Origin of the sequence: Bacillus cereus group sp. BfR-BA-01309 (genome assembly GCF_022664315.1) — a bacterium.
GTDB lineage: Bacteria > Bacillota > Bacilli > Bacillales > Bacillaceae_G > Bacillus_A > Bacillus_A mobilis.
The window spans coordinates 15014-28125 of the sequence record NZ_JAKUHE010000008.1; the positions used below are offsets into that span (position 1 = coordinate 15014).

Sequence of the window (13112 nt, forward strand, 5' to 3'; positions counted from 1 at the left end):
AAAAGTATGAAAGAAATGTATGAAGAAATCACTGAAGTATTAAAGGTGTTGGCGCATCCGGTCCGTTTATCATTAGTAAAAATAATGCTTGCAAAAGGTCCTATTAACGTAACGACAATGTATGAAACATTACAAATGCCTCAAAGTACAATTAGTCAACATTTATCTAAACTAAAAGCTACTAAAGTCGTTACAGGTACTCGGAAAGGATTAGAAATTTATTATGAAGTAACGGATAACCGTACAAAAGCGATATTATTAAGTTTAGCTTAAAGGGTGACTGTTTAGACTTCAAAAGAAAGCACTTCAGTAACTGTAATGTTCTTAGTAACGGTAGTCGTATTTGTTGTTGTTTTTCTATTTGTCTAATGTATTTCTTTATTTGGGTCTTGCCGTATCACTATCAAGCTAAATTTTAAATGGACTGTAAAAATGAAAGCTTTCTTATTAAGGTCTTTTTGTTAGCTTGATAGTGATGTGCCGTTCCCGCTAGTCTGTAAAGAAATGGGTACGTTTTTTTAGTCATGTAATCTTTTGATTTGATGATCTTTTCCCCATTCACATAGTTCATCCATAATTTGCATTAAAGATTTCCCGTACTCGCTTATTGTGTATTCAACTTTTGGTGGTACTTCTTGATATACAGTACGATGGATAATCCCGTCAGCTTCAAGTTGCCGAAGTTGTTGTGTAAGAACTTTTTGCGTAATGTTTGGGATTTCTCGCCGGATTTCATTTGTTCGCATTTTTCCATCCATCAAAACACATAAAATATGAACTTTCCATTTTCCGCCGATTACATCAAGTGTCGTTGCAATTGGGCAGTCTTCATTTTGATTCATATAACACCTCCAAAGGTACTTTAAGGTTCCTATAGCACTTTAAAGTACGTACTTTTCAATTATATGTGACTCACTCATACTAATACGTAAAGGATTGAATAATTTGAAAAGGGGATGGGAAATGATGAGAACACTTGTAATTGTAGCACACCCTGATATTGAAAAATCAAAAATTAATAAAAGATGGATAGAAGAACTTGAGAAACATTCGGATGAAATTACGGTGCATGAATTGTATAAAGTGGCACCGAATTGGGAGTTTAATGTGGAAGAAGAGCAAAAGCTGTTAGTAGAACACGACCGATATATATTTCAATTTCCGCTTTACTGGTATAGCTCACCACCATTATTAAAAAAATGGTTTGATGATGTATTAACATATGGATTTGCGTACGGATCAAAAGGAGATAAAGTGAAGGGGAAAGAATTTGGTTTAGCTATTTCTATAGGTGGATTAGAAAAAGACTATGAAAATAGCGGAATTACGATGGATGAGTTGACGAAACCATTTCAAGCTACGTGCTTATATACAGACATGAAATTTATACCTTCATTTTATTTATATGGTGCCGAATATAAATTAAGTGATGAAGAGATTGATAAAAGTGCGCCTGAGTATGTACGATATGTGATGAATAAGCAGTATTCTAATATATAAAAGGGAATAGCCATTTACTTGTTAAGTAGATGGCTATTTTTATTGATTTTATATTCACTAAGTGTAATCTTTAGTAAATTAATAGTTAATCTGGTAAAATAAAAAGCCTAACATATATAAAGGGGAGTTTTACTTGAGAACGATACAAAAATTATTACAAAAAAGAGCAATGCAGTCACCAAATTTGGAAGCGCTTGTAGGCGGAGAGAAAAGGTATTCGTTTCAACAGTATAATGAACGCGTAAATCAGCTTGCACACTATTTGTTACAAAACGGTGTACAAAGAGGAGATCGTATTGGAATACTATGCAAAAATAATCATCCGTTTCCAAGCGTTATGATGGCAAGTTTAAAAATTGGAGCTGTATGTATTCCGCTAAATCATCAGCTTACTGCGTATGAATTAGAAACGATTGTAAAAGAAGCAAAATTAAAAGTATTAGTTATTGATGAAGAATTTCATGAAGTTCTAAAGATTGATGCTGTTAAAGAAATTCCTTATGTAATTAAAACGACAGAAGAAGGCTTTGGTTCATTTGAATTAACATTACAAGAACAGACAATGACAGAACCGAACGTAGAAGTTCATGAAGATGATGATGCGATTTACTTATTTACTTCAGGAACGACTGGACAGGCAAAAGCATGTGTAATTGGACATAAAAACTTACATCATTATTTTACTGAAATTGCGGGCCAAAGAGAATTGCCTGCAGGTGAACGCTTTTTATCCGTGCATCCTTTATTTCATATGAGTGGCGTGCTGTCTATTTTAAATTGTATTTATCATGGTGTTACGATGATCTTTTTAGCTGATTCGAATCCTGCTCTTATTTGGGATAAGATTGAAGAAGAGAAGGTTACGACGATGCTTGCGTTCCCAGCTGTTTATAGCTACATGCTTGATGAGCTAAATAAAAAAGAACGTAACATTTCAACTTTTAAAGTAGCACAAAGCGGTGGAACAAAAGTGCCAGAAACACTTATTCAAAAATATATGGAAAAAGGAATTTATATGGTGCAAGGCTATGGGAGTACAGAAGGTTGGGTTGTAACTTCATGGCATCCAATGATGGGAAAAGAAAAGATGTCTTCTGTAGGGAAAACACTGAAACATGTAGAGTTAAAAATTGTTCATCCAGAAACAGGTGATGAACTAATAGCAAATGAAGTCGGAGAGATTCATGTAAGAAGTCCATACATGTTTAAAGGGTATTGGAATAATGAAAAGGCGACAAAGAAGGTAGTAAAAGATAATTGGTTTAACATGGGCGATGCTGGCATGATAGATGACGACGGGTTCCTGCATATTATGGGAAGATATAAAGACGTTATCATACGTGGTGGTGATAACGTATATCCAGATCAAGTAGAAGATGTCATTCATGAACTACATGGTATTTTAGAAGTTGCAGTAGTTGGAGTTCCGGATGACTTTTGGGGAGAGATTCCGACAGCGTACATTGTAAAAGATATGCAAACGCCTTTAACGGAAGAAGAAATTATACAGCACTGTAAAGAAAAACTAGCAAGTTATAAAATACCCGAAGTGGTATTTATGGAAGAATTACCGAAAAATGCTTTAGGGAAAGTATTGAAGAGGGAATTAAGAGAAGATGCACTTGTAAAATAAAAAGTGATTAGATGATGAGGAATCCAGTTATGTACAAAGCATAGCTGGATTTTTTGTTTATGATTCTGTTAGTGGATATTGTTAATATTTGAAACTTTTTGTTTATTTTTAGTGTAATATTGAAAATAAAGGAAGTTAATTAATTTCAGTACAAGGGGGAGAAAATGTGGCTATAAAATTAGAATCTGAGAATTTATGTATAGAACCTTTTACCAATGATGATGTATGTAGAATTAAAGAATTAGCTAATGACAAGGAATTAGCCAATATTCTTGGGCTTCCACACCCATATAAATTGGAGTTCGCGCAAGATTGGGTCGATATGCAACCAGAACTTATGAGGCAAGGAATCGAATATCCTTTAGGAATCATTTCTAAAGAATCAAGAGAAATTGTAGGTACAATTACACTAAGAATTGACAAAGGTAACAATAGAGGTGAGCTTGGTTATTGGATTGGTAAGAATTATTGGGGGAAAGGTTTTGCAACCGAGGCTGTAAATAGAATGATTCATTTTGGCTTTATTGAATTAGGTCTAAATAAAATTTGGGCATCTGCTATTTCCAGAAACAGATCATCGATTAAGGTGTTAGAAAAGTCGGGTTTGTGTAAAGAAGGCACATTGAGACAGAATAGACTTTTATTAAATACATATGAAGATGTCGATGTTTATGGAATATTAAAGACAGAATATACCTTTTTAAATCATAGATAACATTGGTAGTGTGATGGCAAAAGGAAACCCTTCAGAACGGGGTTTCCTTTTTGTATGTCTTAAAAATCGGCATTGTAGTTTAACAGAGCTCTGTTCATCAAAAACATAATAATTTACTAGATTTTCTATTTCTTGTAAGATAATAAAGAATATTCAAACATTAATTAAAGGAAGAGATATAAATGAAACTGCCGCTATTACAAATAGAGACAGAGAGACTTATGATCCGTCCGTTTCAAAATGATGATTATGAAAGTTGGTTCGATGGATTTCATAAGAGGCTACCATCGCAGTATAAATATGACGATGGCTATCAAGTTATGGCATCATCAACAAAAGAATGGTTCACGGAATGGATTAGAGGTTTTGAAGAAGCAGCACATCGAGATGAGATGTATGTATTAGGTATTTTTCGTAAAGAAGACGGAGCTAATATTGGAAAGCTAGAGCTAATAAAAATTTTACGTATGGACTATCAATGGGCGATGATGGGGTATTCCATACATAATCAATACTGGAAAAATGGATATGGCATGGAAAGCGTGAAAGCTGCGTTATCGTTGTTTTTTAATAGTCTTCATTTTCATAGAATTGAATTACATATACATGTTGATAATGAGCCATCCGTTCGCCTTGCGGAACGAGCAGGTTTTTCTTTTGAATGTAAGAGAGAGGCGTGTTCTTTAGAGAATGGTAAGTGGATGGATTTTCTTATTTATTATAAAAATAAGGAGATGGATATATGAGAGTGTTTATTACAGGTGGAAATCGCGGATTAGGGTTACAGCTAGTCAAAATATTTCATGAAAATGGGCATGTCGTTTATCCGTTAGTTAGAACTGAGGTTGCGGTAACGCAATTGAAGCAAATGTTTAGTTGTAGATGTTTTCCTATATTGGCAGACTTATCGATTGATGAGAGTACGGAGCAAATTAAGAACCAGCTCGAAGAATATACAGAGTATTTGGATCTAGTTATAAATAACGCTGGCATTACTGGAAAGGAGACTGAGGTTTTACGTACGAATTCAGAAGAGTTAATGGACGTATTTAATATTCATTGTTTAGGTGTAATTCGAGCTGTAAAAGGTACATATGTATCTTTAGAGAAATCGGATCATCCGAGAATAATAAATGTGTCCTCTCGCTTAGGGTCATTACATAAAATGGCGAACAAAGAATTTCCACAAGGCCAGTTCTCCTATTCCTATCGAATTGCTAAAGCAGCGCAAAATATGTTAACACTCTGCTTACAACAAGAGTTTGAAAGTAAAGGAATTCGTGTAACGGCAATTCATCCTGGAAAATTAAAGACTGACATTGGTGCCTTTGATGCGAATATGACTCCGGCTGAAGGTGCACAAAATATATATGATTGGGTAATAGATTCAAATGGGGATGCTTCAGGGAAGTTTATTGAGCCTGGTGTGGGGGAATTGAAGTGGTAAAGTGTGATTTTATAAGTATTCAATAACTATTTGGATTTTTATGGATAATATGAAATGGTTTGCTACACATAAGTACAATTGGATAAAAAAAGAAAGCCCAGAATACATCCGGACTTTCATTATCTGTTCAACACTTCAATATAAGAAGCATCTCCAGTTGTTCTTAAAGCAGAGCGGAAATTGTTGTTTTCTAACGTTTTAGCGACTTGTTGTAACTGCTGTGCATCATCATGATGGATAAGTAAGCTGTCAGCACCGCTTTCTTCTATATGAATGTGTTCGACATTTCCAATGGCATCATGTACAGCTTTTAAAAATTCAGGTTTCATATTGACCTCCTATATGTATATAGCGTTGTTTTTATTATTTCCTTATTTTTGAAATATAAAAGTAAATGAATTTTTCTTATATTAAGATTTTGGAAGGGGTTTCCTATTTGTTTGTCAAATAATAGTAAAGTTGTCTTTTTAATTAAGGGAATCTTCGGAATTAAAGGGTGAGGAAATGGACATTTCAATAATTGCTGCACAACTCGTTAAGGAGAAAGTGATTTCACATTATCCAAATAGTGTGAAAGTGTTGAACGGAGGAACGACAAGTACTGTATATTTGTTGGATGAAAAATATGTAGTAAAGCTGAATGAAGCGGAAGTAATACGTGAAGAATCTCATTTTCTTTCGTTTTATGAGGGGAATACTTTATTGTCAAAGCTTTTGTATAAGGAACCTTTCCATACATATTTCGTGTATTCTTTCCTTGAAGGCAGTACGTCGTACGAACAAGGATATAAACGAAGTACGCTTCGTACACTTGTAAAAGAAGTTATTAATAAGTATAAAATTGTTCCAGAGGCAGATGGCTGGGGATGGAAAGAAAATCCGGTTCAATCTTGGAATGAATTTTTAACGGGAAACGTGAAAACAGCTTATGAAAATGTAAAACGTTACATAAGTGAGGAAGAGTATAGAAAAGTTCTTAAACTAGCAAATAGGGATGCTGGAGTAAATCAGCCATTTTTATTACATGGTGATTTCGGATTTCATAATTTTATATTTCGAAAAAATAGGTTACATGGAGTAATTGATCCGTTACCAGTCCTTGGAGAACCTTTATATGACTTAATTTACGCGTTCTGTTCAACTCCGGAAGATATAACGAAAGAAACGATTGATTATGTGATGAAACAATGTGTATTTCATAAACAAGAACGAGATTTGTACGAGGAAATAGTCATAGGATTATATTTGCGTATAGATACATGTTTGAGGCACCACCCGGAAGATTTAGAAGATTACTTAGTAGCTTGGCGTTATTGGATGGACGAAATCAATCCGGCTTTATAGTACAAATAGTTGGAGGGAGATAGTGAAATGAACATAGCAGAAGCAAAAAAAGATTTAGCACAAAAAACGAAGAAAGGAGTTCCTGTTATAATAGCTGGTATTTTGTTTTGGATTGTAGCGAGTGTAACGGGTATTCTTCTTTCAGAAAAGCAAGTTGTGTGGGTGTATTTAATTGGTATGGGTTGTGTGTTTCCTTTAGGTTTAATGATAGCTGCCATATTAAAAATTGATATGTTTGCGAAAGGAAATCCGCTAGGGACTTTAGCTGGATTAATTGGCGGGATAAATGTATTAAATATTCCGTTTGTATTACTTGCCTATTTTCAATTTCCAGAGTGGTTACCTTTTGTAGTAGCGATGTTAATAGGTGTTCATTTTGTACCGTACGTATGGATTTATGAGAGTAAAAGTTATGGTTTATTGTCAATAGGGACTGTATTCGTAACGTCAGTTTGCGGGATTCTTTTTGCAGACAATGGATTTACTGTCATTCCTTTGTCAGTTACAGCTGTCTATTTACTGACTCTAATAGGTTTATTAATCGAAAATAAAAATGTAGATCATTATAAACAAAAAACAGCTTAATAAAAATATAGGGATAGGGGGAATTATTATGAAAAATTTCGTTTGTACAACGTGCGGCGTACAGTATGCAGCGAGTGTGGAAGAACCGGTAAGTTGTGTTATTTGTGATGAGGAGAGACAATATGTGAATCCGAAAGGGCAGTCTTGGACGACTTTAGAAACCTTGCAATCGAGTGGTACATATAAAAATGAAATGATAGAAGAAGAGCATGGACTTTATAGCATTACGACAAAACCGAAATTTGCAATCGGTCAAACGGCATTTGTCGTAAAGATGGAATCCTATCGTTTCTTATGGGATTGTATTACTTATTTAGATGAACCGACAATTGAGAAGATAAAAGAGTGGGGCGGGTTAGATGCGATTGCACTATCTCATCCTCATTATTATTCAACACAAGTAGAATGGGCAGAAAAGTTTGATGTGCCAATTTATATACATGAATATGATAAAGAGTGGGTAGTACGCCCGAGTAGTCGTATTATTTATTGGTCTGGCGAGTCTTTACAATTAGCGGACGGAATTACTATTCATCGTCTCGGAGGACACTTTAGCGGCGGTTCTGTATTACATTGGGAACAAGGAAATGACGGGAAAGGTATTTTATTAACAGGTGATATTATTCAAGTCGTAGCGGATCAGCAGTGGGTGAGCTTCATGTACAGCTATCCGAACTTAATTCCATTACCGGCGAGAAAAGTGGAGGAAATGGCGAATCGAGTGAAGCCTTTACAGTTTAATCGTTTATATAATGCTTTTCACGGAGTAGTGAAAGAGAATGCAAATGAGGCGGTGGAACGTTCTGCTGAAAGATATATTAAGGCGGTAGAAGGGAAGTTATTTCGTACGTAAAAGGAGAATTGGCTCTATGAAAACGTTAGTATGCTTCGGTGATAGTATTACAGCTGATGAAACGTTTTTTGATGGAACGCCGAGGTTAACACCGCGTCTGCAAGAGATGTTTCTAAATTGGAAGGTAGTAAATGCGGGTGTTCCGGGTGATAATACGTTCGATGCGTTACATAGGATTAAAGATGATGTACTATCCTATAAACCAGACTTTGTAACAGTTTTTCTTGGTACGAATGATTCGGTATTATTTGATCCAGTACCATTACAAATATATAAAGACAATTTAGAGAAGATTGTAAGTATGATTTCACCAGAAAAAGTATTACTTATTAGTCCTGCACCAGTTGATGAAGAACGCCAGCATAATAGAACCAATAAAGTACTTGGTCAGTATGCAGGTGTAGTAGACGAAGTGGCGAAGGAAACAGGAAGTTGTTTTCTGAATTTATATGCTGAGATGATTCAAGACCAGAATTATAAAAGATTTGTAGAAGATGATGAAAAAGACGGTTTACATTTTGGGCGACAAGGTTATGAATATGTAGCGGAGTTAATTGGTAAAAAGTTAAAAGGGATTTTGTAAGAAGCAAAGTGCGCGCGCCTTTGCTTTTTTGCTCTTGCTAAATTTTGAGGCGGTGCACTCAAATAGCGGGATAAAATGTACTTTAAAGAAGTGATTAGCTGTAACACTATGGGACATTCGTAAAAAGGAAAATGATTTGTTCCGCTAATGGAATGCATCCAAGACTTAACAGTTGATTAATTGAACTGTAAAGTTTAAAATTACAGTATAGTTTTTAGAAGTGAGTTGCCATCGTTTGTAAAAAAAAGATAAATTAAATATTCACGACTAAATAATATAACGTGTATTTCATTCTAAACTGTAATTTTTTTTAATACATTTCAATAATATATATAATAATTTTAAAAAGTAAAGGAGTGTGTAAAATATGGTGATTTTATATACGACAGCAAGCTGTAGTTCATGCCGAAAAGCAAAAGCATGGCTTGAAGAACATCAAATTGATTATACCGAAAAAAATATCGTATCAAATTCGCTTACAGTTGATGAACTTAAATCCATTCTTCGTTTAACTGAAGATGGTGCTACTGAAATTATTTCAACTAGGTCTAAAACTTTTCAGGAATTAAATATCAATATTGAGGCGATTTCGCTTAATGAGTTTTATAAATTAATAATTGAGTATCCTCAAATGTTACGTCGTCCAATTATACTGGACGAAAAAAGATTACAGGTTGGTTTTAACGAGGATGAAATTCGAAAATTTTTACCGCGTAGCGTTCGAACATTTTTGAATATGGAATTGCAAAAAATGGCTAATTAATAAGTAATATTTTGAAAGGAGGAAATAAAAGTGATTGAAGTATGTGTTACAGTTAATTATAAAGATAGAAACTATCACACAAATGTTATTGTGAGTAAAGATACGATTTGGACACAAATTAAGCAATTGGCAGAAGAACAAGTTAAGAAACAGTGGACTGTTTAAATTTATTTGCAACTTAAAAAGTTAAATGAAGTTAGGAGATATAGGGGAGTTCTGATAGAATATAAAGGGATTTATTTTTTCATGCTAAGCATGTTTCTTATATATTTTAACGTTTGACTAACCTATCTGTAATATTTATGGCTACAGTATGTTACTAAGCGAGAAATCATATTTTTTATCGTAGGAGGACAATAATGAACAGCGACTTTACCTTGGCCATTCACAGTTTAACTTATTTAGCTTTACAGCCAGATCGGATGTCAACAAGTAATGCTATTTCAGAAAGTGCAGGTGTTCATCCAGTACGCATTCGAAAAGTGCTAAGTTTGTTAAAAAAACATAAGTTTATACAATCAAAAGAGGGAACTGGTGGAGGGTTTATTTTTGCCCGTGATTTAAGTGAAATTAATCTTTGGAATATTTATCAAATAACCTCTGAAGGGGCATTGCAGCCGAAGTGTCCAGAATCAAATGATCAGTGTATTGTAGGTTCGAACATGCGGAAAGTTCTTTTTGCTATTTTCTTAGGTGCGGAAGAACATCTAGGTGAATATTTAAAGAATTATACAATGAAAGAAGTTGTTGACCTTATTAATCAAGAACGTTAAGCGGCTTAATTATTATGTAGCCGTGAGTTCTTAAAAATCAACTGTAACGAAAATAATTACAGTTTAAGTTAGTTTTTATATCTTTTTTATCGTTACAAAAAATATGTATAAGAAGGTGAAAAGGTATGGTGTCAAATAATAATCATGTTTTAAAAGTGGGAGATTGGGTTCGTGGAATATCAAATGAGGGTGAATTCATAGTTGGTTACATTGTATCACTTGATGAAGTGGAAGATGTAGTTACAGTTAGCATTGTGAAACGTGACGACAAGTACACAATGAACGAAGCGATTTTACTCTTTAGTAAACACGTTAACAAACTCCCTGAATCAAAGGTAATAAATAAGGAACAAATCCTTTATCTTATAGACCTTGCATTATTAACAGGGGATGAAGAATGGTTTATTGAGCTCTCTGCAAAATTAAACTCGATAAGAGAGCTAGTTAATGAGGGATTTTAAAAATTATATTATTCGTTTTGAATAGGTTGAATCGTGTAATAATCAATAATATCATCTAAAAGGAAATGAAATAAAATCCATTCAATACAAACATAGAAATATCCCTGAAGAAGAGTTGAAAAAACTAAAATTAAGAAGACATTGAAGTGATTCGTTTGTCCAATCCTAATAATGATACAAATAAGCTGTCCATATGGGCAGCTTATTTTACTTTTTTGTTTAGCAAAAATGTTAGCGGTTCTCTCGTTACCGATCAAGTTAAAAATGTATATGAATGCAATATCTGTAATGTATATCCTGAAAATCGGTTTATACATTTGAAGAGATGTTTCTTTTTAACCACATTAATTATTTACTAGAATATCTTTTTTAAATCAAAATAGAATTTTTCGGTAAAGAAATATATAAGTATTTTTAAAATAAGTAACTTAGATAAACAATATTTTACTGTGTTTTTTGCTGATCAATTCCGTTTTAAGTGATAGGGACAAGGGTTTTGTGCTAACTGTAAAATATTATCCATGTAAAATTATATCCAATTAATATTTCTGAAAATATAAAAATATTAATTTTATAAATATACACGTTATAATGAGGGCGTCGAGAGAAATTTTATTATCTCTGGAGAAAATATAAAAAATGCGATTACTAGTAAGAAAGGTGTGTGGTTAGAGGCGAAATGTATGTAAAGTGCTTCAGTGGCTTGTGTAATCAATACCATAAATGCTGCCGAAGCTATTAAAGTGATGTATAGAATTGAGAAAGAAATGCCTCACAAATGATGAGAGGCTGGTTTAGCTAAAATTACTGTTAAAAGTAAAAAAGAGAAACCATTAAAGTAATACACTGTTATTAAAAATGTTGCAACGTATTATATGAAGTCTATTCTATATTGTTCTCTTAAGCGGTCTTTATATAAAGAGCGGATATTACGAGTAAACAATTTTGTGAACGCTAACAATTATATTAGGACGCTAACTAGCGAGTGTTTCAATTTGGATTCATTTTGATGAAGGACATACAATGTAGGGCAACTTGTAAGGAATTCATTTTCTAAAATAGGAAATGTTCGTTAGCGATAAAGAGAGACGCGAGAATAGAATACAAGGGGGAGCTATTATATGAACGGGAATACTGCAAAGAAAATAGAAGTTCAAGCTGAAAATACCGCACTAAAAAATGAGCAATATGCAGATCCGAAAAAGTGGCATAAGCAGGATACTACATGGGCATTGAGCCTATTTGGAACTGCAATTGGAGCAGGGGTGCTCTTTTTACCGATTAATGCAGGTTCAGGTGGATTATTATCATTACTACTAATTACATTGCTTGCATATCCAGTTATGTATTACTCACATAGGGCACTTGCTAAAATGATATACGCTTCTAATTCTGCTGATGAGGGGATCACAGGTACAATTAGAGAGTATTTCGGAAATAAAGCAAGTATCATTTTTAACATCGTATATTTCGGTTCAATTTATACAATCGTACTAATGTATTCGGTTGCGCTTACAAATACTGCAAGTAGTTTTATCGTACATCAATTGCACTTGCCAGAACCTCCAAGAGCTATTTTATCACTTGTATTAGTTCTTGGTCTTATCGCTATACTGAATTTTGGTCAAGATATTACTGTAAAGATCATGAGTATGCTAGTGTATCCTTTCATAGCTTCTCTACTGTTTATCGCAATATCTTTAATTCCACAGTGGAATACGTCAATGCTTAGCTTCTCAGCTGTTTCTACTGCTTCAACAGGAACAGGATATTTTGGAACGATATTGTTGGTTCTACCAATCATCGTATTCTCATTTAATCATTCACCTATGATTTCATCATTTGTTGTGAAGCAGAGAGCTACGTATGGCATAGAAGCTACTGATGCTAAATGTGCGCAAATACAAAAAGTTTGTTATATCATGACATTCGCTGTAGTTATGTTCTTCGTTTGGAGTAGTACATTAAGCTTGACTCCAGAGGATTTAAAAATGGCAAAAGAGCAAAACTTATCAATTCTTTCATATCTTGCGAATGAGCTTAATTCACCTGTAATCACGATTGCAGCTCCAATCATTGCTTTTGTGGCTATTACAAAGTCTTTCCTTGGCCATTATATCGGAGCATTTGAAGTAATGCGTGACATGATTATTAAGTTCGGTAAATCACGTGGAAAAGTAATTGAAGAAAAAACAATTAAGACAATCGTCCTTACTTTTGTTGTATTATCATGCTGGTTTGTTGCTTATACAAATCCAAGTATTCTTGGACTTATTGATTCTCTAAGCGGTCCATTAGTTGCTGCTATCTTATGTCTATTACCGATGTATGCGATTCAAAAAGTGCCAGTACTAGCTAAATACAAAGGGAAAATGAGCAACGTATTTGTTATTATTGTAGGTGTACTTACTGTTTTAGCAAGTATTAAATCATTATTCTAATTCACGATTGTTAG

Annotated in this window: 17 protein-coding genes; 15 read left to right on the top strand and 2 right to left on the bottom strand. The window is 33.9% G+C overall.

The features are described from left to right. The first annotated feature begins 6 nt into the window (after nt 1-6). Nucleotides 7-273 (top strand): ArsR/SmtB family transcription factor, encoded by a 267-nt coding sequence (locus MR115_RS16085; RefSeq protein ID WP_000661861.1) that lies wholly within the window; start codon nt 7-9, stop codon nt 271-273. A 245-nt stretch (nt 274-518) separates the two neighbouring features. Here the strand turns inward: MR115_RS16085 and MR115_RS16090 are convergent, their stop codons facing one another. Then, nucleotides 519-842 (bottom strand): winged helix-turn-helix transcriptional regulator, encoded by a 324-nt coding sequence (locus MR115_RS16090; RefSeq protein ID WP_001072996.1) that lies wholly within the window; start codon nt 840-842, stop codon nt 519-521. A gap of 124 nt (nt 843-966) precedes the next feature. Between MR115_RS16090 and MR115_RS16095 the strand changes: the two genes are divergently transcribed. The 5 genes from MR115_RS16095 to MR115_RS16115 all read left to right on the top strand — a co-directional run bounded on the left by MR115_RS16095 (nt 967) and on the right by MR115_RS16115 (nt 5295). Beyond that, nucleotides 967-1500, top strand: a complete 534-nt coding sequence (locus MR115_RS16095; RefSeq protein ID WP_063260309.1) for an NAD(P)H-dependent oxidoreductase — start codon at nt 967-969, stop codon at nt 1498-1500. Between the two features lie 133 nt (nt 1501-1633). Continuing rightward, entirely contained in the window at nt 1634-3133 is a 1500-nt protein-coding gene (locus MR115_RS16100; protein WP_242241963.1) for a class I adenylate-forming enzyme family protein, read from the top strand. Between the two features lie 166 nt (nt 3134-3299). Then, nucleotides 3300-3848, top strand: coding sequence for a GNAT family N-acetyltransferase (locus MR115_RS16105; RefSeq protein ID WP_063260307.1), 549 nt, complete (start codon nt 3300-3302; stop codon nt 3846-3848). Between the two features lie 182 nt (nt 3849-4030). Continuing rightward, nucleotides 4031-4594 carry a GNAT family N-acetyltransferase gene (locus MR115_RS16110; RefSeq protein ID WP_242241964.1) on the top strand — a complete coding sequence of 188 codons (564 nt, stop codon included), beginning with the start codon at nt 4031-4033 and terminating at the stop codon, nt 4592-4594. Then, nucleotides 4591-5295: an SDR family NAD(P)-dependent oxidoreductase gene (locus tag MR115_RS16115; protein WP_242241965.1), complete on the top strand. Its 705-nt coding sequence runs from the start codon at nt 4591-4593 to the stop codon at nt 5293-5295. The genes MR115_RS16110 and MR115_RS16115 overlap by 4 nt, the downstream gene beginning before the upstream one ends. A gap of 119 nt (nt 5296-5414) precedes the next feature. Here the strand turns inward: MR115_RS16115 and MR115_RS16120 are convergent, their stop codons facing one another. Beyond that, nucleotides 5415-5624, bottom strand: a complete 210-nt coding sequence (locus MR115_RS16120) for a hypothetical protein (RefSeq protein ID WP_000801653.1) — start codon at nt 5622-5624, stop codon at nt 5415-5417. A gap of 175 nt (nt 5625-5799) precedes the next feature. Between MR115_RS16120 and MR115_RS16125 the strand changes: the two genes are divergently transcribed. The 9 genes from MR115_RS16125 to MR115_RS16165 all read left to right on the top strand — a co-directional run bounded on the left by MR115_RS16125 (nt 5800) and on the right by MR115_RS16165 (nt 13098). Further along, a complete protein-coding gene (locus MR115_RS16125) occupies nt 5800-6639 on the top strand; it encodes a phosphotransferase family protein (RefSeq protein ID WP_242241966.1) in 840 nt (279 codons plus the stop codon). A gap of 27 nt (nt 6640-6666) precedes the next feature. Beyond that, nucleotides 6667-7224 (top strand): DUF7010 family protein, encoded by a 558-nt coding sequence (locus tag MR115_RS16130; protein ID WP_242241967.1) that lies wholly within the window; start codon nt 6667-6669, stop codon nt 7222-7224. A gap of 28 nt (nt 7225-7252) precedes the next feature. After that, a complete protein-coding gene (locus MR115_RS16135) occupies nt 7253-8077 on the top strand; it encodes an MBL fold metallo-hydrolase (RefSeq protein WP_242241968.1) in 825 nt (274 codons plus the stop codon). A gap of 16 nt (nt 8078-8093) precedes the next feature. Then, nucleotides 8094-8660 (top strand): SGNH/GDSL hydrolase family protein, encoded by a 567-nt coding sequence (locus MR115_RS16140; protein WP_242241969.1) that lies wholly within the window; start codon nt 8094-8096, stop codon nt 8658-8660. Between the two features lie 367 nt (nt 8661-9027). After that, a complete protein-coding gene (gene spxA, locus MR115_RS16145) occupies nt 9028-9423 on the top strand; it encodes a transcriptional regulator SpxA (RefSeq protein WP_242241970.1) in 396 nt (131 codons plus the stop codon). A gap of 30 nt (nt 9424-9453) precedes the next feature. Next, a complete protein-coding gene (locus MR115_RS16150; RefSeq protein ID WP_098671072.1) occupies nt 9454-9588 on the top strand; it encodes a BA3454 family stress response protein in 135 nt (44 codons plus the stop codon). Nucleotides 9589-9782: 194 nt separating this feature from the next. Then, nucleotides 9783-10196 carry an Rrf2-family transcriptional regulator SaiR gene (gene saiR, locus MR115_RS16155; RefSeq protein ID WP_001083470.1) on the top strand — a complete coding sequence of 138 codons (414 nt, stop codon included), beginning with the start codon at nt 9783-9785 and terminating at the stop codon, nt 10194-10196. A gap of 125 nt (nt 10197-10321) precedes the next feature. Beyond that, nucleotides 10322-10657, top strand: a complete 336-nt coding sequence (locus MR115_RS16160; protein ID WP_242241971.1) for an IDEAL domain-containing protein — start codon at nt 10322-10324, stop codon at nt 10655-10657. A 1121-nt stretch (nt 10658-11778) separates the two neighbouring features. Beyond that, nucleotides 11779-13098, top strand: coding sequence for an aromatic amino acid transport family protein (locus tag MR115_RS16165; RefSeq protein ID WP_242241972.1), 1320 nt, complete (start codon nt 11779-11781; stop codon nt 13096-13098). The last annotated feature ends 14 nt before the right edge of the window (nt 13099-13112 follow it).